Source organism: Oleispirillum naphthae (genome assembly GCA_027864655.1).
GTDB lineage: Bacteria > Pseudomonadota > Alphaproteobacteria > Rhodospirillales > Rhodospirillaceae > Oleispirillum > Oleispirillum naphthae.
Genome location: JAQAZG010000008.1, coordinates 1 through 23,467 on the forward strand (window position 1 = coordinate 1; position 23,467 = coordinate 23,467).

A 23,467-nucleotide genomic window follows, 5' to 3' on the forward strand; every position below is an offset into this window, starting at 1 on the left:
CACCGCGCTCGGCTTCGCCTGCCCCGCCCCGGCGCAAGGCGCGGACACCACGACCGCCCGGCTCAAGCTCTGAGCCGTTTTCTTCCCAAACATGCAAAAACACCCTCGCCATGCGGCGGGGGTGTTTTGTTGTCTTTTCTGAATGGCCCCCTGGAACGGTAGACGCCCTGGCGGGTCAAGAGTTTTCGGTGAAATGCCGCCGTGTTCCATCCGTGCCCGTTTACGCCTGCAACCTGGGGCGTTCCGGCAAAAACAAGAGGCAGCCCAAAGCCGCCCTGTAACGTATCGATATGGGAATGGTGCCCCCGGGGAGACTCGAACTCCCACGTCCGCAAGGACAACAGATTTTGAGTCTGCCGCGTCTACCGGTTCCGCCACAGGGGCGCGGATACGGGAGAAAGAATCTCCCGAAGACCGCCGACTATACGGGGCGGACGCGGCGCGTCAAGTCCCAAGCGGCAAGCGGGCGGCCCAAGGGGGCCGCCCGCCGCATGTGTCGCAGGCTTTTGCGCCTTATGCGGCCTTGAGGGTCGCCGGACGCGGCGCCGGAGCCTTGTTGAGCGGCCACACGACCTTGCCGTGCACCTCGTTCATCACCTGCGCGAGGCCGGTGTACATCGCGGCGAGCGCGGTGGCCATGCCTTCCCAGCCGGCGAGACGGTGGAAGACGTGGGAGATTTCGCTGCCGTGCGTGGCGTTGCCGAGGATGAGCAGGACGAACAGCACGACGAGCAGGCCGAAGGTGACCTGCAGCGCGGTGTTGAGGCGGAAGGTCGCGACGAACAGCACGGTCGAGAAGACGCCCCAGATGCCGAGGAAGAAGGCCATCGAGGTGGCGCTCGCCGGGGTGACGCCGGAGACCATCTTCGGCAGCAGCACCAGGGTGCAGAGCGAAATCCAGAAGCAGCCGAAGGAGGTGAAGGCGACGGTGCCGAAGGTGGCGCCCTTCTTCCACTCCATCCAGCCGACGAACAGCTGGGCGAGGCCGCCGTAGAACAGGCCCATGCCGAGGATCATCGCGTCGAGCGCGAAGAAGCCGGCGTTATGGGCGTTCAACAGGAAGGTGGTGAGGCCAAACGCGCACAGGCCCAAGGGCGCGGGATTGGCGGTGGTATCGGCGATGACGGTCTTGGGAGCCGACGGATCGATAGCAGGTCCACTCATTGGGTTCTCTCCAGCTTGCGCATCCGGAGCAGGCCCTCCCGGCCATTCCGGACGATCGTTTCGTTGGTGTCAGAGCCCGGCACGGTTCCCCCCAGAGCAGGCGATTCGGTACGCGTCATCCCTTCGGGCAAACTTGAACGGCTCCAAGTTCATCGCGAAAGGATTATTCGATAATCGAACAGCCCGTGGCGTATCCTTGCTAAGAATGGTTCTAAATGTAGAACCAGCCTCCCCCCAAGGATGTCCCAATCGGGTACGGCTCCAGCTCGTGGGGCGGATGATATCGACTGGCCGCGCGAAATCAATCCCTCAAAATCGCAAGGGGCTTGCGCGCGGCGCTTCGCGGCGGGCGCGGCGGGGCGGGGTGTTCGCTCTGCGCACCCGGATTTCCGCAAAAATCCTGTGGAAATCATGGAACTGTCATGTGCCGCGCCGCCTTCGGGGGCGGCGCGGCGGCGCGGAGCGGGGGCGCCGCCGCGGGTGCGGTTTCGCCGCGCGCGCGGACGGTGAAACCCATCCGGTGGGGGCGCATCCGCCCGCACTCCGCCGAATCGGGCGGCGCGCGGGCGGCGCGGGCGGGGTCATTCCGCCGGTTCGGCGACCAGGCTGAGGCGCGGCCCGGCGGCCGGGGCCTTGACCAGCAGGCCGAGCCCCGCGGCGGCGAAGCAGAGCACGGAGCAGACCGCGAACGCCGCGCCGTAGCCGCCGGTGACGTCGAGCAGGTAGCCCGCGGCGAGAGGCCCGGTCACCCCGGCGACGCCCCAGGCGGTGAACAGGATGGCGTAGTTGAAGCCCATGTTGCGGGTGCCGTAGAAGTCGCCGACCGCCGAGGGATAGACCGCCAGCATCGCGCCGTAGGAGAAGGTGATGACCATCGAGCCCCCGAGGATGGCGGCGAAGCTGTCGAAGCTGGAAAACAGCGCCAGCGTCGCGCCCTGCAACAGGTAGAGGATCGCCATGGTGCGGCCGCGGCCGATGCGGTCGGAGACATAGCCCGAGATCGGGCGGCCGAGCGCGTTGGAGATGGCGATCATCGCCACCAGGGCGACGCCGAAGTCGGCGCCGGTCTGTAGCCTGGCGATCTTGGCGAGGTGGCCGATCAGCATCAGGCCGGTCATCGACCCGGCGAGGAACATCAGCCACAGCAGGGCGAACTGCGGCGTCTTCAGCATTTCGCGCCAGGCGTAGTCGATGCCGGAGGCGGTGCGCGCCGCGGCCGTGGCGGCTGCCGGGGCGCGCGGCACCGAGAGCAGCTGCGCGAACGCCACGATCGCCAGGCCGAAGGCGACGCCGAGAATCTTGAAGGTGGCGAACATGCCGTAGGAGGCCATCAGGAACTTGGTCAAGGGCGCGATGTAGAGCGAGGCGAGGCCGAAGCCGGTGACCACGATGCCCGCGATCAGGCCCTTCTGCTCCGGGCGGAACCACTTCACCGCGGCGGGCGTGGTGGCGGAATAGCCCATGCCGATGCCCGCGCCGGTGAGCACGCCGAAGCACAGGATGACGCCGGTCAGCGTCGGGAAGATGCTGGAAAGCACCAGGCCCGCGCCGGTGAGTACGCCGCCCGCGGTGGCGACGATGCGCGGCCCGAAGGCGTCCTGAAGCCGCCCGCCGAGCAGCATGATCACCGCGAACATCGCGATCGCCACGGTGTAGGGCAGCGAGGCCTGCACCGCGGTCCAGTGGTAGGCGCCGCTCAGGTTCGCGGCGAAAATGCTCCAGGCGTAGAGCACGCCGAACATCAGGTTGATGCACAGTCCGGCGAGGACGACGATCCATCCCCGGTTAAACCCTTGCGACATGGGTTCCCCTCCTTCGCGTCGTGGTTATGGGCTGGGGCGCACGGGTTTCCGTCGCCGCTCGTAATATTGTTTCAGTGCCGTGAGTATTCCCGGCACGTTTCATTTGTTTCGGCTAAGGTGTTCCCCAATCCCCGTGCAAGCTCCCCAGTGCCGCGCAGTGTGCATACGGATAACCATAAGATCAATGTGGAATCGTGCGAATCGGTACATAACGAATTGTTTCAATTATTATAGGCAAGATGATTTTTCATTTATCGCCATCCGCGCCGCGCCCGCCCGAAAGGGTCGGTCCGCCGCGCGATTTTTGCCCGCGCCGCGCCGCATTTTGCCGTATAATCGGGGAGTAGAGGCAAAAGACCGGACGCACGAGGGAGGTTGCGATGATCACCCACCACGCGGCGCTGATCTACACCATGGTGCTGGTTTCCGCTTCGGACCGTCAGATGACCGACGCGGAGCTCAAGGTGATGGGCACCAGCGTCAAAAGCCTGCCGGTTTTCCGCGGCTTCGACAGCGCCGGACTGACCAGGATCGCCGAGGATTGCGCCGCCCTTCTCGACCAGGAGGAAGGCCTCGCGCGCGCGCTCGACCTGATCCGCGCCGCCCTGCCGGTGAAGCTGCGCGAGACCGCCTACGCGCTCGCCTGCGATGTCGCGGTGGCCGACGGGCATGTCGAGCAGGAGGAACTGCGCATGCTGGAACTGGTGCGCCACCGCCTCGACGTGGACCGCCTCACCGCCGCGGCGATCGAGCGCGGCGCCAAGGCGCGCGCCGTCGCCGCCTGACTCCCTCTTGCCGCACGAAAAAAACCCGGCCCCCGCGAGGGGGCCGGGCCTTTTGCCGGGTTGGGGCAGAGGGAGACCGGGCTTAGAAGCCCATGTCGCCCATGCCGCCCATGCCGCCCATGCCGCCCATCCCGGGCATCGCCGGGGCGGAGTGCTTCTCCGGAGCCTCGGCGACCATCGCCTCGGTGGTGATCAAGAGGCCGGCGATCGAAGCCGCATCCTGCAGCGCGTGACGCACCACCTTGGTCGGGTCGATGATGCCGGACTTCACCAGGTCCTCGTACGCGCCGGTCTGGGCGTTGAAGCCGAAGGTCGGGGAGGACTGCTCGAGGATCTTGCCCGCGACCACCGCGCCGTCGAAGCCGGAGTTCTCGGCGATCTGGCGCAGCGGCGTTTGCAGCGCGCGGCGCACGATCTCGATGCCGACCTTCTGGTCGTCGTTGGCGGGTTTCAGGCTGGCGAGCGCCTTGGTGGCGTTCAGCAGGGCGACGCCGCCGCCCGGAACCACGCCTTCCTCGACCGCCGCACGGGTGGCGTGCAGGGCGTCGTCAACGCGGTCCTTCCTCTCCTTCACCTCGATCTCGGTGGCGCCGCCGACCTTGATCACCGCGACGCCGCCGGCGAGCTTCGCCAGCCGCTCCTGCAGCTTCTCACGGTCGTAGTCGGAGGTGGCCACCTCGATCTGCGCGCGGATCTGGTTGCAGCGCGCCTCGATTTCCGTCTTGGCGCCCGCGCCATCGACCAGGGTGGTGTCTTCCTTGGTGATCACCACCTTCTTCGCGGTGCCCAGCATGTCGAGCGACACGGTGTCGAGCTTGATCCCGAGTTCTTCGGAGATCACCTGGCCGCCGGTCACGGTGGCCATGTCGCCGAGGATCGCCTTGCGGCGGTCGCCGAAGCCCGGGGCCTTGATCGCCGCGACCTTGAGGCCGCCGCGCAGCTTGTTGACCACCAGGGTGGCGAGCGCCTCGCCTTCCACGTCCTCGGCGACGATGAGGAGCGGCTTGCCCGACTGCACCACCGCCTCGAGCACCGGCAGCATCGGCTGCAGGGAGGTGAGCTTGCCCTCGTTGATCAGGATGAAGGGGCTTTCCAGCTCCACCACCATCTTCTCGGGGTTGGTCACGAAGTAGGGCGACAGATAGCCGCGGTCCACCTGCATGCCCTCGACGACGTCGAGCTCGGTGTCCAGGCCCTTGGCCTCTTCGACGGTGATCACGCCTTCGTTGCCGACGCGCTCCATCGCCTGGGCGATGATCTTGCCGATTTCGGCCTCGCCGTTGGCGGAGATGGTGCCGACCTGGGCGATCTCGGCGTTGGTGGAAACCTCGCGCGAGGTTGACTTGATCGCCGTGACCACCGCATCGACGGCGATGTCGATGCCGCGCTTCAGGTCCATCGGGTTCATCCCCGCGGCCACCGACTTGCAGCCCTCGCGGACGATCGCCTGGGCGAGCACGGTCGCCGTGGTGGTGCCGTCACCGGCCATGTCGTTGGTCTTGGAAGCGACTTCCTTGACCATCTGGGCGCCCATGTTCTCGAACTTGTCGGCAAGCTCGATTTCCTTGGCGACGGTGACGCCGTCCTTGGTGATGCGCGGCGCGCCGAACGACTTGTCCAGCACCACGTTGCGGCCCTTCGGGCCCAGCGTCACCTTGACCGCGTCGGCCAGAATATCGACGCCGCGCAGCATTCGCGCGCGCGCGTCGGTCGAAAATTTGACTTCTTTGGCAGCCATCGTGAAATTCCTCTTGGCTTAGTCTGTGAACGGATACCGGCCTGGGAACAGCCTGCCCGGGATCAGCCCAGGATGCCCAGGATGTCCGATTCCTTCATGATCAGGACGTCCTCGTCGTCGAGCTTGACCTCGGTGCCGGACCACTTGCCGAACAGCACACGATCGCCCGCCTTGACGTCGAGCGGCGTCACCGTGCCGTCCTCGTTGCGATGGCCGGAGCCGACCGCCAGGATTTCGCCCTGCATCGGCTTTTCCTTGGCGCTGTCGGGGATGATGATGCCGCCCGCGGTCTTGGTTTCCGCGTCCACGCGCTTGACCAGAACTCGGTCATGCAACGGCCTGAATTTCATAGTTTCCTCCAGGTTCCTGACTATCCAAATCCTCCGCCCGTTCCGGCACGGAGGATATGTTCGGGGGGGTGTTTGGCACTCCCCCCGTGCGAGTGCTAACGAGGTAAGCTGGAGGCGCGGGCGAGTCAAGGGCTAATCGGCGGTATCCTCGGCGGCGCTTTCCACCGCGCGGCCGCGCCGCAGGTGGTGCAGCAGGTAGACTCCCACCGCGGCGGAGACCACGAAAAGCGCCGCGCCCAGCCCGATGCGGAAGGTGGGGTCGATGTGCACCCCCGAGCCGATGAGGACGAACACCACGGTCTGCGGCAGGTAGCCCGCAGCCGAGCCGCCGACGAAAGGCACGAAGCGCACCCGCGACACCCCGGCGATCAGGTTGGTCACCACGTTGCTGCCCACCGGCAGAAAGCGGATGAGCAGGGTGGTGAGGAAGGGGCTGTCGGCGAGGATGGCGTCGAACCTGGCGATGCGCTTGCCGAAATGGCGCTGCACCAGGGAGCGCCCGAGGAGGCGCGCATAGACGAAGGCGAGCACGCAGCCGAGCGTCGTGGCAAGCAGCGCGAGCCCGCTGCCGGTGACGAAGCCGAAGGCATAGCCGCCGAGGAAGGCGACCACCTGGCGCGGGAAACCGAGCGCGGTCACCACCGTGCCCATGGCGAGGAAGATCAGATCGCCGGTGAGGCCCTTGCCCTTGACCTCCGCATCCACCCAGCCGGTGTTGAGGATGTCGGCGAGCCCCGCGGCCTTCATCGCATAGCCGCAGGCGACCAGGGTGAGAATGAGGACCAGCCCCTTGAGATAGGGCTTGGCTGCCTTGAGGCGCTCAGTCATCGCCGCCGTCGATTTCGGGCGGCGAGGACCGCTTGATCAGCCACATCACCCCCAGGAGGTCGGTGATGCCCACCAGCGCGCGGTCGAGGGTGCCGTATTTCGAGACGCCGCGCTCGCGCGGGCGGTGGTTCACCGGCACCGAGACCACCGCGCCGCCGGCGCGCAGAAACAGCGCGGGCAGGTAGCGGTGCATGTGGTCGAAGCGCGGCAGGTCGAGAAAGGCGTCGCGGGCGAACAGCTTCAGCCCGCAGCCGGTGTCCGGCGTGTCGTCGTGCAGAAGCGCGCGGCGCAGCGCGTTGGCGAATTTCGAGGTGTAGCGCTTCACCGCGCTGTCCCGGCGCTTGTGGCGATGGCCCGCCACCAGGAAGAGTGCGGGGTCGGCCGCGGCGCGCAGGGTCGCGAGCATCGCGGGAATGTCCGCCGGGTCGTTCTGGCCGTCGCCGTCCAGCGTGGCGATGAAGCGGGCGCGCGCCGCCTTGATGCCGGTGGCGACCGCCTGGCTCTGGCCGCAGCTCTCGCGGTGGCGGACGCTGCGCAGGCGCGGAAACTTTTCCTTCGCCTCGGCGAGCTTCTGCGGCGTGCGGTCGTCGGAGCCGTCATCGACGTAGACCACCTCGAATTCGGCGACGCCCTCGAGCGCGGCGTGAATCTCTTCGATCAGGGGGAGGACGTTGTCCTGCTCGTTCTTCACCGGAACCACCACCGCCAGTTCCGGCACCGCCTCTTTCTTCCGCATGGTCCCCGCCATCGTACTGCTGTGCGTCGGGCGCTTTGTTAGCATGGGCGGCAGCGCTTCACAACGGCTTCGTCGGCGGCACCGGGGCGGAGCCGAGGTAGGCGCGGCGCACCAGCGCGTCGCCGCGGATCGCCTCCGGCGCGTCGTCGGCGATCAGGCGTCCGCGGTCGAGCACCAGGATGCGCGTGGCGAAGCCGAACACCGTGGCCATGTCGTGCTCGGTGAAGAGCACGGTCATTCCCCGCGCGCGGGAGCGCTCGCGCACCATGTCCATGAAGGCGGCGCGTTCGGAAGGGGCCATCCCGGCGGTGGGTTCGTCCATCAACAGCAGCGCGGGGCCGCGCGCCAGCGCCATCGCCAGTTCCAGGCGCTTCGCATCGCCGTAGGAGAGCGCCCGCGCCGGGGAGTCCGCCATCTCCGCCAGACCGACCTCGGAAAGCGCCGCCAGCGCCGGTTGCCGCGGCCAGGCGGCAAGCGGGCGGGCGAGCCGCGCCCAAAACCCCGCGCCGCCCGCGGCGATCGTCAGCAGGTTCTCGATGACGCTCAAGGAGCGGTAGGGGGCCGAGGTCTGGAAGGTGCGGCCGACGCCCCGTTTCGCCACCGCCTCCGGCGCAAGGCCGAGGATCGCCGCGCCGTCGAGCAGCACCGAGCCGCCGTCGGCAGATAGCGCGCCGCCGAGGATCGAGAACAGGGTGGACTTGCCCGCGCCGTTGGGGCCGATCAGCGCCGCGATCTCGCCTTGCGGGATGTCGAAGCCGACTTCGGACAGCACCGGCATGCCGCCGTAGCTCTTGCGCAGGTCGCGCACCGAGAGATGGGCGGTCATCGCGCGCCTCCCGCCCGCTTCGGCGTCAACAGGCCGCCCGGCGCGGCGCAGGCGAGCAGCAGGATGACGCCGCCGACGACCATGTGCCAGTGCGGCGTCAGCGTGGAGACCACGGCGACGCCGAGGCTGTAGGCCGCCGCCCCGGCGAGCGGCCCGAGCGGATGGCCGATGCCGCCGAGCAGCACCATCACCAGGCCGTCGATCGATTGCGGAATGTCGAACAGGGTGGGAAAGGCGCTGCCCTTGAGAAACGCCAGCAGCGCGCCGGAAAGCCCCGCCCCCGCCCCGGCGATGGCGAAGGCGAGAACCCGCGCGCCGTCCACCGGCAGGGCATCGGCCCGGGCGCGGGCCTCCGCATCCTGCGCGGCGCGCAGGATGAAGCCGAACGGCGCGCGGTAGAGCCGCGCCACTGCCGCAAGCCACAGCGCCACCAGGGCGAGGGTCAAGAGATACCACCCCATGGGCGTGTCCAGCGGCGGCTCCGGCCACAGGCCGAGAATGCCGTTGTCGCCGCCGGTGAGCCCCACCCACTGGAAGGCGGCGGCGAACAGAAGCTGCGAGAAGGCGAGAGTCAGCATGGCGAGATAGACGCCGCGCATCCGCCGCACCAGCGCGCCGAACGCCCCGCCCGCCACCCCGGCGAGCAGCACCCCCGCCGTCATCGCGGGGGCGAGCGGCAGCCCGGCGGTAAACGCCAGGGCCGCGCCGTAGGCCCCGAGGCCGAGGAACGCCGCATGGCCGAAGGAGATCGCCCCCGCCCAGCCGATGAGAAGATGCAGCCCCATGGCGAAGGGCACCGCGATCAGCGCCTGGGTGGCGAGGTCGAGCGCGAACGGCGAACCGAGAAACCCGAACGCCAGCAGCGCCGCCGCGACGCCCGCCGCGGCCAGCGCGGCGCGGCGCGGATACCCCGCCGCGGGCGGCGACGGCAGGGCCAGGGGCCGGTGCGGCTCCTGCTGCGCGGCGCGGCCGAACAACCCGTGCGGCCGCACCACCAGAACCGCGGCCATGATCAGGAACAGCATCGCGAGCGTGCCCTGCGGCCACACCACGATGCCGAAGGCGGAGACCTCGGCGACGATCGCCGCGGCGACGAAAGCGCCGGTCAAGCTGCCCATGCCGCCGATCACCACCACCACGAAGGCGGAGACGATCACCTGGGTATCCAGGCTGTGGTGCAGGGTCTCGCGCGGCAGCTGCAACGCGCCGCCCAAGCCCGCCAGCGCGCACCCCAGCATGAACACCGCGGTGAACAGCAGGTCCTGGCGGATGCCCAGCGCCGCCGCCATCTCCCGGTCCTCGGTGGCGGCGCGCACGATGCGGCCGAAACGCGTGCGGTTGAGCACCAGCCACATCGCCCCCAGCACCACCGGCCCCAGGCAGATCAGGAACAAGTCGTAGGAAGGCAGCCGCCGCCCGAGAATCTCCACCGCGCCGGTCAGCCCCGGCGCGCGCGGGCCGATGATGTCCTGCGCGCCCCACACCAGGGGCACCACGTCGTGCGCCACCAGCACCAGCCCGAAGGTGGCGAGCAGAGGCAGCAACTCGTGCCCGGCATAGAGCCGCCGCAGAATCCCCACCTCGATCAGCGCGCCGAGCAGCGCGGTGGCGCAGGCGGCCAACGGCGCGGCCAGCCAGAAGTTTACCCCCAACCGGTCGATCAGGGTCCACGCCACATAGGCGCCGACCATGAACACCGTGCCGTGGGCGAAGTTCACCACCCGGCTGACGCCGAAGATCAGCGACAACCCCGCCGCGACCAGGAACAACGAACTCGCTCCGGCCAAGCCGTTCAAAGCCTGAATGAGAATGAAGTCCATGCCCCGGCCTCTGCTGCCGCGCCAGATTATCCGGATCGGGTGGAAAAACAAAAACTTTGCGAGGATCGAAGCCGACCACCGAAGGTGGCGGAAACGCCCGGTGGGCGTTTCCAAGGCTGAGATCGGTCCCCTCGCGCACCCCATAACTGGTTTTTGCCGCGAAGCGGCGAGCAATGCGCTTGTTGCCACCGCCGCAGGCTTATGGCGCTGCGCGCAAAACCAAAACTAAGGGGAGGCGCGGAGGGACCGAGTCCCTCCGCGAAGTTTTATTGTTTCCCCGCCGGGCGGAGTTTTTTCGCCGTGGCGGCGTCGGGGAGAACCTCCGCGCCATCGACGTAGCGCCAATCGACCATTTTGCCTTCGCCGTTGACCAGGGCGGTTTTGCCGACCCAGGCGCCCATGGTGGACTGGTGGTCCGCGGCGCGGAAGGTGATGGTGCCGGTGGGGGAATCGAAGCTGAGGCCCGCGAGCGCCTTCATCAGGTCCGGGGTCTTGGTGGAGCCTGCGCGGTCGAGCGCGGCGGCGGCGGCGAGCGCCATGTTGTAGCCGACGAGGGAGCCCATGCGCGGGTCTTCGTGAAACCTGGCGCGGTAGGCGGAAACGAAGGCGGTGTGCGCCGGGGTGTCGATGGCGTCCCACGGGTAGCCGGTGACGATCCAGCCTTGCGGGGTTTCCGCGCCGAGGGGGACGAGGTAGTCCGGCTCGCCGGTGAGGAGGGAAACCACCGGGCGCTTGGCGAAGAGGCCGCGCGCCGTGCCCTCGCGCACGAATTTCGAAAGGTCGGAGGAGAAGGTGACGTTGAAGATCGCGTCCGGCTTGGCCTGTTCCAGCGCCTCGACGGTGGGTCCGGCGTCGAGCTTGAACAGGGCGGGCCACTGCTCGGCGACGAATTCCACGTCGGGCCGCGCGGCCTTCAAGAGCTTTTTGAAGTTGTCCACCGCCGACTGGCCGTATTCGTAGTTCGGCGCGATGGTGGCCCAGCGTTTGGCGGGCAGCTTGGCGGCCTCGCGCGCCAGGATGGCGGTCTGCACGTAGGTGGAGGGGCGCAGGCGGAAGGTATAGGCGTTGCCGTGGCTCCACACCATGGCGTCGGTGAGCGGCTCGGAGGCGAGGAACACCACCTTGCGTTTCGCCGCGTAGTCGGCGACGGCGAGGCCGACGTTGGAGAGGTAGGTCCCGGCGAGCATCACCACGCCTTCGCGGCGCACCAGTTCGTTGGCGGCGGTGAGCGCCTGTTCCGGCGTTCCCGCATCGTCGCGGGCGATGATGGCGAGCGGCCTGCCGCCGAGCACGCCGCCCTTGGCGTTGATCTGCTCCACCGCGAGTTCCCAGCCGTTACGGTAGGGCAGGGTGAAGGCGGGGATGCGGGAGTAGGAATTGATCTCGCCGATCTTCACCGGCTCGGCGGCGCGCGCGGGCGCGGCGAGGCCGAGGGTGGCGGCGAGGACGGCGAGAGCGGAACGGAGATTCACGGGACGACCCTCCTGATTACTATATCGAACGACATAAAAGACCTTATCTTAAGTAAGGTCAAGGCCGATCCGGCGTCCGCTACAGGCGCTTCAGTTCGCGGGCGATCCAGCGGCGGGTGAGGCTCTCCTGCACGGTGTTCTGCGACAGGCGTTCGCGCAGCGAGGCGAAGTCCACGCGCTCCATGTCCTGGTCCTGTTCGGCGCAGGTGAAGACCACGGTCTCGATGCCGGTTGCCGGGTCCACCTGGCGTTGCAGGCACTGGCCGCAGATTTCCTTCATCATGCACTGCATCGGCGCGTTGATCGAGGCGACGGCATGGTGGCAGGGCTTGAGGAACTGCGCCAGAACGCCGTGCCGCGCCGCCTGCACCGCCGCCATCATCCGGTCGGAGCCGATGGCGATGATGCGGTCCACCTCGGCGAGCGGAATCGGCGTTTCGCCCAGTTCGCCCGCGCCGTAGGCGGCCATCGCCTGCACGATGTTGCCGGTGAAGGTTTTGTCGTCCGGGCGCTCGGGGGCGAAGTCGGCGGCTTCGTCGCAGCACCACACCACCGCGTCGGAGGCGGCGAGGATGTCCGCCACCTTGAAGCGGTCGCCGCCGCGGCGGTAGCCCGCGAAATAGAGGACGCGGCAGCCCCGCTCCTTGAGCGCGCGGCCGATGGAGAACAGAACGGCGTTGCCGAGGCCGCCGCCCGCCAGCAACACCGTCTGGTTTTCCGGCAGCTCGGTCGGCGCGCCGGTGGGACCCATCACCACCAGGGGCTCGCCGGGCTGCAACTGCGCGCACAGGCTGGAGGAACCGCCCATCTCGAGGACGATCATCGCCAGTTCGCCCGCTTCCACGTCCACCCACGCGCCGGTGAGCGCCACGCCCTCCATCGCCAGCAGGGTGTCTTCGGTGCGCTTGGCGTGGGCGGCGTAGTTCTGCAAACGGAAGAACTGTCCGGGGCGGAAGCGCCGCGCCGCCAGCGGCGCGTGCACCACCACCTCGACGATGGCGGGGGCGAGGCGGGTGACGCGGGAAAGCGTCGGGCGGAGGTCGCGGTTGGCCGCGGTGAACAGGGTTTCCGCATCCGGGCAGGCGGGTTGCGCCTTGCGCAGCGTGCGGCCGATCACCGGCGCGCCGGCGCGGGCGGAGGCCATGGCCGCCACCACGTTGCCCGCGAAGCCGGGGTGCAGATCGCCGAAGAAGGAGACCGGAACCCCGGCCTCGGCGGCGGAGATCAGCACCTGGGCATGCTCCGGCTTGGTGGATTTTTCCGGCGTGACCGGCTCGCCCGCCTCGTCCAGCGCCTGGAAGTGCCTGCCGTTGACCGCGAGGCCGCCCGCGCCCTCGCGTGCCAGGGTGACGTTGGGGATGGTGCCCGCGGCGACGATCACCGTCTTCGCCGGAAGCTCGGCGGTTTCGCCGCTTTCCGCGTGCTGCACCTGCAGGGTTTCGGCCCAGCCGTGGGCATCGGCGTGCACCGCGGTGGGCGACCATTGCTCGGCGATGAAGATGCCTTCCTCCAGCGCCTTGGCGATTTCCTCGTGGTTGTTGCGGTAGGCCGGAGAGTCGGTGAGCTTGCGGCGGTAGACCAGGGTGGCCCCGCCCCAGGATTGCAGCAGTTCCAGCACCCGCGCCGCGCGGCCTTCGGCGGCGGCGGCGGCGCGCTCGGCGCGCAGGGCGCGGCCGTGCGCCAGGAACTCCTCGGCGATTTCCGCCTCGCCCGGGTTCCAGGCGGCGCGCAGCGCGGCCTCGCCGCCCTCGGCGGCAAGCGTCTCGTAGCGGGCGAGGAACTTCTCCACCTGCACCGGGTAGTAGGCCAGCGCCTCGGTGCAGGAGTCGATGGCCGTCAGCCCGCCGCCGATCACCGCCACCGGCAGGCGCACTTGCAGGTTCGCCACCGACTGCGGATGCGCCGCGCCGGTGAGCTGCAACGCCATCAGGAAGTCGGAGGCCTGGCGCACCCCGGGGGTGAGCTTGCCCGCCATCGGCACCAGGGTCGGCTTGCCCGCGCCGAGGCACAGCGCCACGTGGTCGAAACCCATCGCCTTGGCGTCGTCGAAGCCCAGCGTCGAGCCGAAGCGCACCCCGCCGAACATCCGGAAGCGGCGGTCGCGTTCCAGGATCAGGCGGATCAGGGTGAGGAAGTTCTTGTCCCAGCGCACCGTGATGCCGTATTCGGCGACGCCGCCGAACCCGGCGGTGACGCGGTCATCGAGGTTCTGCCACAGGTCGCCGACGTCGCGGATCGGCGCAAAGGGCGCCGCCTCGCCGCGTTCGTCGATGCCGGAAAGCGCGGGGTCCATCGGCTCGATCTTCAGCCCGTCCACCGCCACCACGGTATGGCCGTCGTGCAACAGCCGCTGCGCCAGGCTGTAGCCCGCAGGCCCCAGGCCCGCCACCAGCACCGAGTAGCCCGATGCCTCCGCAGGCAGCGGCCGGCGGAAGGAGACCGGATTCCACCGGGTGAACAGGGCATAGATCTCGAACCCCCAGGGCAGGGAGAGCACGTCCTTCAACGTGCGGGTTTCCACCTCGGGAATGTTCACCGGGTCGCGCATCTGGTTCTGGTAGATGCAGGCGACCATGCAGTCGTTGCAGATGCGATGGCCGGTTCCGGCGCACAGCGGGTTGTCGAGGCAGACGATGGCGAGCGCGGCCACCGCGTGGCCCGCGGTCTTCGCCTCGTTCATCTCCGAGATGCGCTCCTCCAGCGGGCAGCCGAGCATCTTGCGCCCCAGCGGATTGGTCGCGATGCCGCCCTTGGCGCGGTCGGTCATGCCGCGGGCGCAGGAGTCCTTGTCCATGTGGTGGCAGGTGATGCAGTAGGCCGCCTGATCCAGCGCGTGCGGCAGGTCCGCCCCCGCGTCGGTCAGCGCGAAGCCTGCGCGGCGGCGCAGCGCCTCGGGCGGGGCCTGCTTCACCGGCAGCGGGCCGTTCCTGCCCTCCACCGCGTGCACCAGATTGGCCGAATCGCGCTTGCCCGGCTGCACGAACAGCACGCCCTTGCCGTGGGCGCGCCTGCCTTCCGGCGCGAGGCTCGCCCACGCGGCGAAGCGCGCGGCCAGCGCCAGGTCCTCGGCATGGGCCGCGGCGTCCTCCATCCAGGCGAGCACCGCGCGGGCGAACCCGGCCTCGGAGAACGCCGCGCCCAGGCGCGCCTCGACCTCGCGGGTCAGCGCCGCGCCGTCCCAGGCCACGGCTTCCTCCGCGGTGTGCGCCTTCACCGCCTTCCTCTGCACGAACAGGCGCTTCGCCGCAGCCAGCGGGGCGAAGTCCGCGTGCGCCGCGTGCAGGCCGCCCAATGCCTCGCCGATGCCGAACAGCGCGCCGATGAAGGCGTCCACATCCGGCGCGAGATCCAGCATCAGCGCGGAGTCGTCCTTGCGGGAAAGCGCATCCGGGTCCTGCCGCGCCGCCTTCAGGCGCGCCGCGCGGTCCGCGTCGCGGTCTTCGACGAAGGCGAGAAAGGCGGCATCCAGGCGGGCGAGCCCGGCGCGCTCGTAGAGGTCGGCGAAGGAAAGGCCGAAGCCCAGGTGCAGCGCGGCGGCGCTCGCGATGGTGTCCATGAAAACGGTCCCGATAACTTTTCTCTGTCGTGTCGCCGACGCATATATGATGCTTCGTCGCCAAAGCTACCGCATTTTTCTCGCCGCGCGGCGAGGCGCGCATCAGGAGGTGTTCGAGATGACCGGACCAGCGGCCCACGCCCCGACCCCGGAAGAGCTGTTCTTCGCCCCCGCCGGGCTCGCCCCGGAGGATGCGGCGCGCACCGTGGCGGGCGCGCTTGCGGGCTGCGACGACGGCGAGCTTTTCCTCGAGGCGCGGCGCTTCGAGACCTTGGCGCTCGACGACGGCGTGGTCAAGACCGCAAACTACGGCAGCGGCATCGGTTTCGGCCTGCGCGCCGTGGCCGGGGAGGCCACGGGCTACGCCCATGCCGAGGGCTTCGATGCGGACAGCCTCGCCCGCGCCGCGCGCACCGTCGCCGCCGCGCGCCAAGGGCACGAGGGCAGCCTCGCCCTGCCGCCCGCGGCGACCAACCGCCACCTCTACGGCGAGATCAACCCGCTGGAGGGCCGGGAATTCTCCGAGAAGGTGGAGCTGCTGCGCGCCATCGACGCCTATGCCCGCGGCAAGGACCCGGCGGTGCGCCAGGTGATGGCCTCGCTGGCCGCCACCTGGCAGGCGGTGGCGGTGCTGCGCGCCGACGGCTCGCTCGCCTTCGATGTCCGCCCCCTGGTGCGGGTCAACGTCTCGGTGATGATGGAACGTGCGGGCCGCCGCGAGACCGGCTCCTTCGGCTGCGGCGGGCGCGAGGCCTACGACCGCTTCATCACCCCCGAGGCGTGGACCGCGGCGGTGGACGAGGCGATCCGCCAGGCCGAGGTCAACCTCGTCTCCATGGACGCTCCGGCGGGGGAGATGACCGTGGTGCTCGGCCCCGGCTGGCCCGGCATCCTGCTGCACGAGGCGATCGGCCACGGCCTGGAAGGCGACTTCAACCGCAAGGGCACCTCCGCCTTCTCCGGCCGCATCGGCGAGCGGGTGGCGGCCGAGGGCGTCACCGTGGTGGACGACGGCACCCTGCCCGACCGCCGCGGCTCGCTCACCATCGACGACGAGGGCACCCCCTCCCGCCGCACCGTGCTGATCGAGGACGGCATCCTCACCGGCTATATGCAGGACCGCATGAACGCCCGCCTGATGGGCATGGCCCCCACCGGCAACGGCCGCCGCGAAAGCCACGCCCATTGCCCGCTGCCGCGCATGACCAACACCATCATGCTGGCGGGCGGCCGCGACCCGGCGGAAATCCTCGGCTCGGTGAAGAAGGGCCTCTATGCGGCGAACTTCGGCGGCGGCCAGGTGGACATCACCTCGGGCAAGTTCGTGTTCTCCGCCTCCGAGGCCTATCTCATCGAAAACGGCAGGCTCGGCGCGCCGGTCAAGGGCGCAACCCTGATCGGCCACGGCCCCGACGTGCTCACCCGCGTCTCCGCCATCGGCAGCGACCTGGAACTCGACCGCGGCGTCGGCACCTGCGGCAAGGAAGGCCAGGGCGTGCCCGTGGGCGTCGGCCAGCCGACCCTATGCCTCGACGGCATCACCGTCGGCGGCACCCGCGTGTAAGGCATCCCAGGCCAGGGCCTCCTGGCCGATGGAAATGTCCACGATCGCCCGGTACATCGCGGCCAAGGGGGCGGGGTCCGCGCCCGTCGCCGCGGCATGCGCCGCCGCCTTGGCCACCACGTCCTCGATCCGCCAGGGAACCACCACGTCCACCCGTGTCGGCTTGAACGCCGCGGCGCGCCGCACCCATTCCGTCCGCTCCGCCAACAGCGGCACGATACGGCGGTCCAGGTCGTCGATCGCGGCGCGGATGACGGTCATGTCGAGAGGGGCGTCGGTCATGGCGGCTCTCCGGAAAAATAAAACTTTACGAGGGGTCTTGGACCCCTCGCGCTCCCCATAACTTTTGGTTTTGCGCAGAGCGCCACAAGACTATCACGCGGCCAAGGGGCGGTGCCCAGCGGATTTATACCAGCGTTCAAGCCGGGTCGGCAGCGATTTGTGGGAGTCCACGTGGAAGCGCCGCGCGCATGTGGCGGAGGAGATCGCGCGCGCCTATCCCGGGCGACGCCACCGGCCGCGCCACCGCCGCCGCGGCGATTCGCCCCGAGGACGTACGCCCCTTCGATCCGAGAGGGTCGGAGGATGCGGCCTCCGGCATGGTGCATGTGCAGGCCTACGAGCAGGCCCGCGACGGCAAGAGCGTGCATGTCTCGGACTATGAGCGGCACCGCCCGGGCACCGCCTCCGGCACGGATGCGGCAGGCGGACGGGGCGAGCCGCCCGCGCTGCCGCGCCTCGCCGACAGCGGCGCCATCATGACCGATACCGCACCGGAGAAAGGGGATGGCGATACCGCAAAGCAACTCCGGAAAAACCCTCTGGACGTCGATAAATTTGCTGATGCCCTGGACAAGAAAGCCAACTCCACGCCGCAGCGTGAATGCGGTACTCATGTCAGGGAGGCTCTTGAGGAGGGAGGTGTGGCACTGCCCAAGATCGGTTCGGCAAAGGATTTTGGTCCGGAATTGGAGAGGCATGGCTTTAAGCCGGTGGACGAGACTGGATATGTCCCGCAGAAGGGGGATATCGTCGTCATTCAGCCGTATGAAGGGGGAAGCGAGCATGGGCACATCGCCGCTTATGACGGGAAACAGTGGGTCTCGGACTTTAAGCAGCGGGACTTCTGGGGCGGGCCGGGTTACCGGACCAAACAGCCTTCGCACCGGTTTTATCGCTTTGCTCCTTAGCGCGGGCCTGGTTCTCGCGAGCGGGGCACCTTTTGCCGTCGCCGGACAGGACGCATCTCCCAAGAACGCGACGAGCGGTGGTTTTCATTATCCGTCCACGTCTGCGGAGCAGTTTCTCGACCTCATCCTCACTCTGGAGGGCGGCACGAGGAATGCGGAACTCGGTTGGTATGTCGAAGGCTCTCCCTGGCGGAATGTTCGCAAAGATGCCCACTACGCCCGTCTCATCACTCCCGGCCTGCGCGAGGCGGTCAGCCGTGAGGAGGCGCGTCTGGTCAAGGAGAACTGCGGCGGGAAATACGTCGAAGGCGACAATTGCAGCTTCGATGCAAACCCGATCACCTGCGCGCAGGATTACTCCGAGGAGGGGTACCTGTTCAGGGCGGAAAAAAGCGGACGCGATGAGGTGGTGCTCTCTCTCAGATGGCCGGGCATCTCGCAAATCATCGGCACCTACCGGCTGGTTCGCGCCGGGGGAGTCTGGAAGCTGGATGGGATACGCTGCGATCCCACGATGTCGTTCAACATGCCCTGAGCGCACACATGCGAAATTTCCCAGGATAGCCCCGGCCTCATCGGCCGGGGCGCGGCGAGAAAAACTTAGGGGAGGCGCGGAGGGTCTACGATCCTCCGCAAGGTTTTGGTTTTCATCTCCGCGACGCAATCGCCGATCGTCCGGCCCGCGGTGTCGATGACGGCGTGGCCGCGGGTCCAGGGGCGGTAGTCCCGGCCGATGACGGCCTGCCAGTCCGGCAGGTCCAGCCCCGGAACGTCCGGCGTGCGGGTTTCGACGCGGCGTCGGTGTTCGTCCGGGTCGGAGCAGACGACCTCCACCTCGACGACCGGAACCCCCGCGCGCAGCCCTACGTCGCGCCAGGCGTCGCGCGTCAGCATCCAGGGATTGACCGAATCCGCAATCACCGTGCGCCCCAGGCGCAGGTTGTCCGCGGCGACGGCCTGGGCGATGCGGTATCCCGCATCGTCCAGGGATTCGGGCGCGAACGGCAGTTCCCGCAGCGTCTGCTCGATGGTGTCGATGCGCAGCCAGACCGCCCCGGTCTCCTGCGCGAGGGCCCGGGCCAGGGTGGATTTCCCCGTCCCGGGGAGCCCGGCGAGCACGATCAGCACGATCGGGTCCTAGTACGCATACGCCTCGAACACCGGGTCCACCGAGCCGTTCCACTCCCCGTGGTAGAGGTCGAGGAGTTCGTCGGCGGGGGTTTTGCCGGTGTCCACCGCGTGGTGCAGCACGCCGAGGAAGCGGCGTTCGTCCTCGCCGTCGTCGTTGAGGCAGGCGCGGCGCTTCAGCCCTTCGTCGGCGATGGCGAGCACCTCTGCGGCGAGGTTGCGCACCGGGCGGCCCTTGAAGCCGCCGGAGAGGCCGTCGCGCCGCGCCACCGCGGCGAGCCCGGCGCGGTCTTCCGCGGTCCAGCCGCGCACCAGGTCCGCGGCGGCACCGAGCGCCGCGTCGTCGTAGAGCAGGCCGACCCACAGGGCGGGCAGGGCGCACAGGTGGCACCAGCGGCCGCCGTCCGCGCCGCGCATTTCCAGGTAGCGTTTCAGCCGCACCTCGGGGAAGGCGGTGGTGACGTGGTCTTCCCAGTCGGTCAGGGTGGCGCGTTCGCCCGGCAGCGCCGCCAGGCGGCCCGCCATGAAGTCGCGGAACGACTGGCCCGAGGCGTCGATGTAGCGGTCGCCGCGGTGGACGAAGTACATCGGCACGTCGAGCAGGTAGTCCACCCAGCGCTCGAAGCCCATGCCGGAGCCGAACACGAATTCCGGCGTGCCGGTGCGGTCGGGGTCGGTATCGGTCCAGATCTGGGCGCGGTAGCTCTTGAAGCCGTTGGGCTTGCCCTCGGTGAACGGCGAGTTGGCGAACAGCGCGGTGGCGATCGGTTGCAGGGCGAGGCTGGCGCGGAACTTCTTCACCATGTCCGCCTCGGAGGAGAAGTCGAGGTTCACCTGCACCGTGCAGGTGCGCACCATCATGTCGAGGCCGAGGCTGCCGCGCGTCGGCATGTAGCGGCGCATGATCGCGTAGCGGCCCTTGGGCATCCAGGGAAAGTCCTCGCGCTTCCACTTGGGGTGGAAGCCCAGGCCGATCATGCCGATGCCGAGCGGCTCGAAGATCGACTTCATCAGGTTGAGGTGGACCGAGGTCTCGACGCAGGTGTCGTGGATGGTTTCCAGGGGCGCGCCGGAAAGTTCCAACTGCCCGCCGGGTTCCAGGGTGATCGCCGCGCCGCTCGCGTGGGTGAGCGCGATCGGGTTGCCGCCCTCCATCACCGGGGTCCAGCCCTGCGGGATCAGGGTTTCCAGCAGGCCGCGGATACTCTTCGTTCCCTCGTAGGGCAGGGGCTTCAGGGAATTGCGGCAGAAGACGAACTTTTCGTGTTCGGTGCCGATGCGCCAGGCGCTCTTCGGCTTGCACCCGGCGGCGATCCAGTCGGTCAGTTCGGCGGCGCGGGTGACGACGGGGGAGTCCGAAACGGCGGTGGTCATGAGGTCGAACTCCATCTGGGAGGTGAATCAACGTTCGGGCGGCAGGGCGGCATCGCCCGCGGCGGCCTGCCACAGGCTCAAGGAGGCGATCGCGGCGGTCTCCGCGCGCAGGATGCGGGGCCCCAGACCGACCCCTTTAGAAAAGGAAGCGGCGGCCAAAAGATCAAGCTCGGCAGGCGAAAAACCGCCTTCCGGCCCCACCAGGATCGCCGCCGGAACCCCCGCCCCGGCGGCGGAAAACGCCGGGAATGCCGGGGAACCGCCGCCGGTTTCGTCGGCGTAGAAAAGCGTGCGCCCGGCGGGCCAGGCGGCGAGAACCGCGGGCAGGCCGGCCAGCGGCTTCGCCTCCGGCACGGAGAGGCGCTCGCACTGCTCGGCGGCCTCCGCCGCCTGGGCGGCGAGGCGCTCCGCATTGACGCGGCGCACCTGCCCGCGCGCCGTCAGCACCGGCCATAGGGCGGCGGCCCCAAGCTCCACCGCCTTCTCCACCAGCACGTCCTGGCGCGGCCCCTTGATCGGCGCGAAGAGGAGCCACACGTCCGGCTCCGCCCGCTGCGCCTGGATGCATTCCGCCGCGCGCGCCGTGGCGGCGTTTTTGCTCAAGGAGCCGATCTCCGCCAGCCAGCCGCCGTCGCGGCCGTTGAACAGGCGCACCGTCGCCCCGGGGCTGAGCCGCATCACGTCGCGCAGGTAATGCGCCTGCGCCGGGGTGAGGCGCACCGCCGCCCCTTCCGACAACGCATCGGGGACGAACAGGCGCGGCGCGGTGGTGGCGGAGTTCATCGTCAATTCCGTTTTCCGGCGGCGGGGACCTGACGTACTGTATGCCCCATGACCACCGCGAAGCCAATCGTCAACGACATGCCGGTGGGCGGCTGGACCGACCGCTGCCCCGCGCCGCTGCGCCCGTACCTCAAGCTGCTGCGCCTCGACCGGCCGATCGGCACCTGGCTGCTGCTGCTGCCGTGCTGGTGGAGCGCCGCGCTCGCCGCGCCGAGCCCGTGGGACGGGCGGGTGTGGGGTTGCGGCATCCTTTTCGGCATCGGCGCGCTTTTGATGCGCGGCGCGGGCTGCGTGGTCAACGACCTCGCCGACCGCGACTTCGACGGCAAGGTGGAACGCACCGCCACCCGGCCCATCCCCGCGGGCCAGGTCTCGGTGAAGGCGGCGCTGGTCTTTCTCGCCTGCGTCATGCTCGCCGGGTTCGCGGTGCTGGTGCAGTTCAACCGCCACACCATCCTCCTCGGCGTCGCCTCGATCCCGGTGTTCGCGGTCTATCCGTTCATGAAGCGCGTCACCTATTGGCCGCAATTCTGGCTCGGACTCGCCTTCAACTGGGGGGCGCTCGCCGGGTGGAGCGCGATCACCGGCGGCCTCGCCGCGCCCGCGCTGCTGCTCTACGCGGGCGGCATCTGCTGGACGCTCGGCTACGACACCATCTATGCCCACCAGGACAAGGCCGACGACGTGAAGATCGGCGTGCTCTCCACCGCGCTGGCGCTCGGCAGCCGCACCCGGCTTTTCCTCACGGCGATCTACCCGCTCGCGCTCGCCTGCATCGCCGCCGCCTTCCTCGCCGCGCAGACCGGACCCTGGGCCTGGCCCTTCCTCGGCGCCGCCGGGGGCCACCTCGCCTGGCAGGTCATCACCCTCGACATCGACGACCCGCCGAATTGCCTCAAACGCTTCAAATCCAACCGCGATTTCGGCCTGCTGGTGACGCTGGCGGCGCTGGCGGCGCACGTGTGAAAAAATAAAAACTTTCCGGAGGGACTCGGTCCCTCCGGACCTCCCATAAGTTTTGGTTTTCAGCCGCGAAGCGGCAGGCAACGCGTTGCCGCAGGCTTAGGGCGCTACGCGCAAAACAAGTTAAGGGGTCTGGGGCCCGAGGCCCCAGCGGGTCCAGGGATTGAAGCCGACCGCCACAGGCGGCAGAAACGCCCAGTGGGCGTTTCTGAGGCGGAAATGCCCTGGCCTGGTTTTTTTCGAACAGGAGTCATGCCATGACGATCCGACCGGGTCCTCGCAATCTCCTCACCGACGTGCCGGGGTTCCGGGTGGGCAATGCCGAGGATGGATCGGCGATCACCGGGGTTTCGGTGGTGTTGCCGGATGCGCCTGCGGTGGCGGCGGTGGATGTGCGCGGCGGCGGGCCGGGCACGCGGGAGACCGATGCTCTGGCCCCCGGGCGGCTGGTGGAGCGGGTGGATGCGGTGGTGTTGAGCGGCGGGTCGGCCTTCGGGCTGGCGGCGGCGGATGCGGCGATGGTGTGGCTGGCGGAGCGCGGGCGGGGTTTCCAGGTCGGGGATTTCCGCGTGCCGATCGTGCCCGCGGCGGTGCTGTTCGACCTCGCCAACGGCGGCGACAAGGCGTGGGGCGCGGAGCCGCCGTACGCGCGGCTGGCGCGGCTGGCGTGCGATGCGGCGGCCCTCGATTTTGCGCTGGGCAATGCGGGCGCGGGGATGGGGGCGAAGGCCGGGGACATCAAGGGCGGCCTCGGCAGCGCTTCGGCGGTGGATGACGATGGCCTCGCGGTGGCGGCCCTGGTGGCGGCCAACCCGGTGGGGTCGGCGACCTATCCCGGGCAATCCACGCTGTGGGCCTGGGCGCTGGAGCAGGGCGGCGAGATGGGCGGGCAGGCGCCGCCCACCGCGGCGGCGGACCTGGAGCCGGACTTTCCCTTCCTGCGCGGGCTTGCCGCCGGGGGCAACACCACGCTGGCGGTGGTCGCCACCAATGCGGACCTCGGCCGCGGCGAGGCGCTGCGTGTGGCGATGATGGCGCAGGACGGTTTCGCCCGCGCCATCCGCCCGGCGCACACCCCCTTCGACGGGGACACCGCCTTCGTCCTCGCCTCCGCCACCCATGCGCTGGCGGAGCCGCGCGCCATGGCGGTGGCGAGGATCGGCGCGCTCGCCGCCGACTGCGTCGCCCGCGCCATCGGCCGCGCCATCGTGCTGGCGGAAAGCGCAGGCGCGTTCACCAGTTGGCGGGAGCGGTTCGGGAAGGGGTAAAACCAGGCCAGGGGCGCTGCCCCTGGACCCCGCTGGGGCCGCGGGCCCCAGACCCCATAACCTGGTTTTTGCGCGAAACGCCATAAGCCCCTGCGGTTGCCACGAGAGGTGTTCTCTGCC

20 protein-coding genes and 1 tRNA gene are annotated in these 23,467 nt (G+C 69.1%); 6 read left to right on the forward strand and 15 right to left on the reverse strand.

The window, feature by feature from the left end; genetic code table 11:
- Positions 1–297: 297 nt before the first annotated feature.
- The 3 genes from O7R11_RS09805 to O7R11_RS09815 form a co-directional block, all read right to left on the reverse strand.
- A tRNA-Leu gene (locus O7R11_RS09805) sits at positions 298–384 on the reverse strand.
- Positions 385–513: 129 nt separating this feature from the next.
- Positions 514–1,164, reverse strand: coding sequence for an acetate uptake transporter (locus O7R11_RS09810; RefSeq protein WP_337997335.1), 651 nt, complete (start codon positions 1,162–1,164; stop codon positions 514–516).
- 581 nt (positions 1,165–1,745) lie between these two features.
- The gene (locus tag O7R11_RS09815) at positions 1,746–2,966 is read right to left on the reverse strand and encodes an L-lactate MFS transporter (RefSeq protein WP_337997336.1); all 1,221 of its coding nucleotides are present in this window, start codon (positions 2,964–2,966) and stop codon (positions 1,746–1,748) included.
- Between the two features lie 380 nt (positions 2,967–3,346).
- Here O7R11_RS09815 and O7R11_RS09820 point away from each other — a divergent pair, with 380 nt between their 5' ends.
- The gene (locus O7R11_RS09820) at positions 3,347–3,751 is read left to right on the forward strand and encodes a tellurite resistance TerB family protein (RefSeq protein ID WP_337997337.1); all 405 of its coding nucleotides are present in this window, start codon (positions 3,347–3,349) and stop codon (positions 3,749–3,751) included.
- Between the two features lie 82 nt (positions 3,752–3,833).
- Here the strand turns inward: O7R11_RS09820 and groL are convergent, their stop codons facing one another.
- The 8 genes from groL to O7R11_RS09860 form a co-directional block, all read right to left on the reverse strand.
- Complete coding sequence (gene groL / locus O7R11_RS09825; RefSeq protein WP_337997338.1) at positions 3,834–5,489, reverse strand: chaperonin GroEL; 1,656 nt, start codon at positions 5,487–5,489, stop codon at positions 3,834–3,836.
- A gap of 62 nt (positions 5,490–5,551) precedes the next feature.
- Positions 5,552–5,839 (reverse strand): co-chaperone GroES, encoded by a 288-nt coding sequence (locus O7R11_RS09830; RefSeq protein WP_337997339.1) that lies wholly within the window; start codon positions 5,837–5,839, stop codon positions 5,552–5,554.
- Positions 5,840–5,971: 132 nt separating this feature from the next.
- A complete protein-coding gene (locus O7R11_RS09835; RefSeq protein WP_337997340.1) occupies positions 5,972–6,667 on the reverse strand; it encodes a TVP38/TMEM64 family protein in 696 nt (231 codons plus the stop codon).
- Positions 6,660–7,403, reverse strand: a complete 744-nt coding sequence (locus O7R11_RS09840) for a glycosyltransferase family 2 protein (RefSeq protein ID WP_337997341.1) — start codon at positions 7,401–7,403, stop codon at positions 6,660–6,662. Before O7R11_RS09840 ends, O7R11_RS09835 begins: the two co-directional genes overlap by 8 nt.
- 58 nt (positions 7,404–7,461) lie before the next feature.
- Positions 7,462–8,229, reverse strand: a complete 768-nt coding sequence (locus tag O7R11_RS09845; protein WP_337997342.1) for an ABC transporter ATP-binding protein — start codon at positions 8,227–8,229, stop codon at positions 7,462–7,464.
- Positions 8,226–10,049 (reverse strand): ABC transporter permease, encoded by a 1,824-nt coding sequence (locus tag O7R11_RS09850; protein WP_337997343.1) that lies wholly within the window; start codon positions 10,047–10,049, stop codon positions 8,226–8,228. Before O7R11_RS09850 ends, O7R11_RS09845 begins: the two co-directional genes overlap by 4 nt.
- 266 nt (positions 10,050–10,315) lie before the next feature.
- Positions 10,316–11,521 (reverse strand): ABC transporter substrate-binding protein, encoded by a 1,206-nt coding sequence (locus tag O7R11_RS09855; protein ID WP_337997344.1) that lies wholly within the window; start codon positions 11,519–11,521, stop codon positions 10,316–10,318.
- Positions 11,522–11,600: 79 nt separating this feature from the next.
- A complete protein-coding gene (locus O7R11_RS09860) occupies positions 11,601–15,077 on the reverse strand; it encodes an FAD-dependent oxidoreductase (RefSeq protein ID WP_337997345.1) in 3,477 nt (1,158 codons plus the stop codon).
- A gap of 118 nt (positions 15,078–15,195) precedes the next feature.
- Between O7R11_RS09860 and tldD the strand changes: the two genes are divergently transcribed.
- Positions 15,196–16,641 (forward strand): metalloprotease TldD, encoded by a 1,446-nt coding sequence (gene tldD / locus O7R11_RS09865; RefSeq protein WP_337997346.1) that lies wholly within the window; start codon positions 15,196–15,198, stop codon positions 16,639–16,641.
- Here tldD and O7R11_RS09870 read toward each other — a convergent pair.
- A complete protein-coding gene (locus tag O7R11_RS09870; RefSeq protein ID WP_337997347.1) occupies positions 16,600–16,923 on the reverse strand; it encodes a chorismate mutase in 324 nt (107 codons plus the stop codon). The genes tldD and O7R11_RS09870 overlap by 42 nt on opposite strands.
- 317 nt (positions 16,924–17,240) lie before the next feature.
- Here O7R11_RS09870 and O7R11_RS09875 point away from each other — a divergent pair, with 317 nt between their 5' ends.
- Together O7R11_RS09875 and O7R11_RS09880 are read left to right on the forward strand one after the other, a co-directional pair.
- Positions 17,241–17,831 carry a hypothetical protein gene (locus O7R11_RS09875; protein WP_337997348.1) on the forward strand — a complete coding sequence of 197 codons (591 nt, stop codon included), beginning with the start codon at positions 17,241–17,243 and terminating at the stop codon, positions 17,829–17,831.
- Positions 17,821–18,366 carry a YqhG/Tai3 family protein gene (locus O7R11_RS09880; protein ID WP_337997349.1) on the forward strand — a complete coding sequence of 182 codons (546 nt, stop codon included), beginning with the start codon at positions 17,821–17,823 and terminating at the stop codon, positions 18,364–18,366. Before O7R11_RS09875 ends, O7R11_RS09880 begins: the two co-directional genes overlap by 11 nt.
- A gap of 65 nt (positions 18,367–18,431) precedes the next feature.
- Here the strand turns inward: O7R11_RS09880 and O7R11_RS09885 are convergent, their stop codons facing one another.
- From O7R11_RS09885 to O7R11_RS09895, 3 genes are read right to left on the reverse strand one after another with little or no spacing between them, the layout of a single operon-like run.
- On the reverse strand, positions 18,432–18,959 hold the full coding sequence (locus O7R11_RS09885; protein ID WP_337997350.1) for a P-loop nucleotide/nucleoside kinase family protein: 528 nt from the start codon (positions 18,957–18,959) through the stop codon (positions 18,432–18,434).
- A gap of 9 nt (positions 18,960–18,968) precedes the next feature.
- Positions 18,969–20,333, reverse strand: coding sequence for a glutamate--cysteine ligase (locus O7R11_RS09890; protein WP_337997351.1), 1,365 nt, complete (start codon positions 20,331–20,333; stop codon positions 18,969–18,971).
- A gap of 27 nt (positions 20,334–20,360) precedes the next feature.
- Positions 20,361–21,116 (reverse strand): 16S rRNA (uracil(1498)-N(3))-methyltransferase, encoded by a 756-nt coding sequence (locus tag O7R11_RS09895; RefSeq protein WP_337997352.1) that lies wholly within the window; start codon positions 21,114–21,116, stop codon positions 20,361–20,363.
- Positions 21,117–21,164: 48 nt separating this feature from the next.
- On the opposite strand from O7R11_RS09895, the gene ubiA reads away from it, so the two are divergent.
- Positions 21,165–22,082: a 4-hydroxybenzoate octaprenyltransferase gene (gene ubiA, locus O7R11_RS09900; protein ID WP_337997353.1), complete on the forward strand. Its 918-nt coding sequence runs from the start codon at positions 21,165–21,167 to the stop codon at positions 22,080–22,082.
- Between the two features lie 254 nt (positions 22,083–22,336).
- Positions 22,337–23,347 carry a P1 family peptidase gene (locus O7R11_RS09905; RefSeq protein ID WP_337997354.1) on the forward strand — a complete coding sequence of 337 codons (1,011 nt, stop codon included), beginning with the start codon at positions 22,337–22,339 and terminating at the stop codon, positions 23,345–23,347.
- The last annotated feature ends 120 nt before the right edge of the window (positions 23,348–23,467 follow it).

What these genes read in the sequence shown, in the direction of transcription:
- O7R11_RS09860 (WP_337997345.1), bottom strand. Translation starts at nt 15,077, where the DNA reads ATGGACACCATCGCGAGCGCCGCCGCGCTGCACCTGGGCTTCGGCCTT.
- O7R11_RS09875 (WP_337997348.1), top strand. Translation starts at nt 17,241, where the DNA reads ATGGTGCATGTGCAGGCCTACGAGCAGGCCCGCGACGGCAAGAGCGTG.
- O7R11_RS09890 (WP_337997351.1), bottom strand. Translation starts at nt 20,333, where the DNA reads ATGACCACCGCCGTTTCGGACTCCCCCGTCGTCACCCGCGCCGCCGAA.
- O7R11_RS09895 (WP_337997352.1), bottom strand. Translation starts at nt 21,116, where the DNA reads ATGAACTCCGCCACCACCGCGCCGCGCCTGTTCGTCCCCGATGCGTTG.
- O7R11_RS09815 (WP_337997336.1), bottom strand. Translation starts at nt 2,966, where the DNA reads ATGTCGCAAGGGTTTAACCGGGGATGGATCGTCGTCCTCGCCGGACTG.
- O7R11_RS09810 (WP_337997335.1), bottom strand. Translation starts at nt 1,164, where the DNA reads ATGAGTGGACCTGCTATCGATCCGTCGGCTCCCAAGACCGTCATCGCC.
- O7R11_RS09870 (WP_337997347.1), bottom strand. Translation starts at nt 16,923, where the DNA reads ATGACCGACGCCCCTCTCGACATGACCGTCATCCGCGCCGCGATCGAC.
- O7R11_RS09840 (WP_337997341.1), bottom strand. Translation starts at nt 7,403, where the DNA reads ATGCGGAAGAAAGAGGCGGTGCCGGAACTGGCGGTGGTGGTTCCGGTG.
- O7R11_RS09830 (WP_337997339.1), bottom strand. Translation starts at nt 5,839, where the DNA reads ATGAAATTCAGGCCGTTGCATGACCGAGTTCTGGTCAAGCGCGTGGAC.
- ubiA (WP_337997353.1), top strand. Translation starts at nt 21,165, where the DNA reads ATGACCACCGCGAAGCCAATCGTCAACGACATGCCGGTGGGCGGCTGG.
- tldD (WP_337997346.1), top strand. Translation starts at nt 15,196, where the DNA reads ATGACCGGACCAGCGGCCCACGCCCCGACCCCGGAAGAGCTGTTCTTC.
- O7R11_RS09850 (WP_337997343.1), bottom strand. Translation starts at nt 10,049, where the DNA reads ATGGACTTCATTCTCATTCAGGCTTTGAACGGCTTGGCCGGAGCGAGT.
- O7R11_RS09835 (WP_337997340.1), bottom strand. Translation starts at nt 6,667, where the DNA reads ATGACTGAGCGCCTCAAGGCAGCCAAGCCCTATCTCAAGGGGCTGGTC.
- O7R11_RS09820 (WP_337997337.1), top strand. Translation starts at nt 3,347, where the DNA reads ATGATCACCCACCACGCGGCGCTGATCTACACCATGGTGCTGGTTTCC.
- O7R11_RS09845 (WP_337997342.1), bottom strand. Translation starts at nt 8,229, where the DNA reads ATGACCGCCCATCTCTCGGTGCGCGACCTGCGCAAGAGCTACGGCGGC.
- O7R11_RS09905 (WP_337997354.1), top strand. Translation starts at nt 22,337, where the DNA reads ATGACGATCCGACCGGGTCCTCGCAATCTCCTCACCGACGTGCCGGGG.
- groL (WP_337997338.1), bottom strand. Translation starts at nt 5,489, where the DNA reads ATGGCTGCCAAAGAAGTCAAATTTTCGACCGACGCGCGCGCGCGAATG.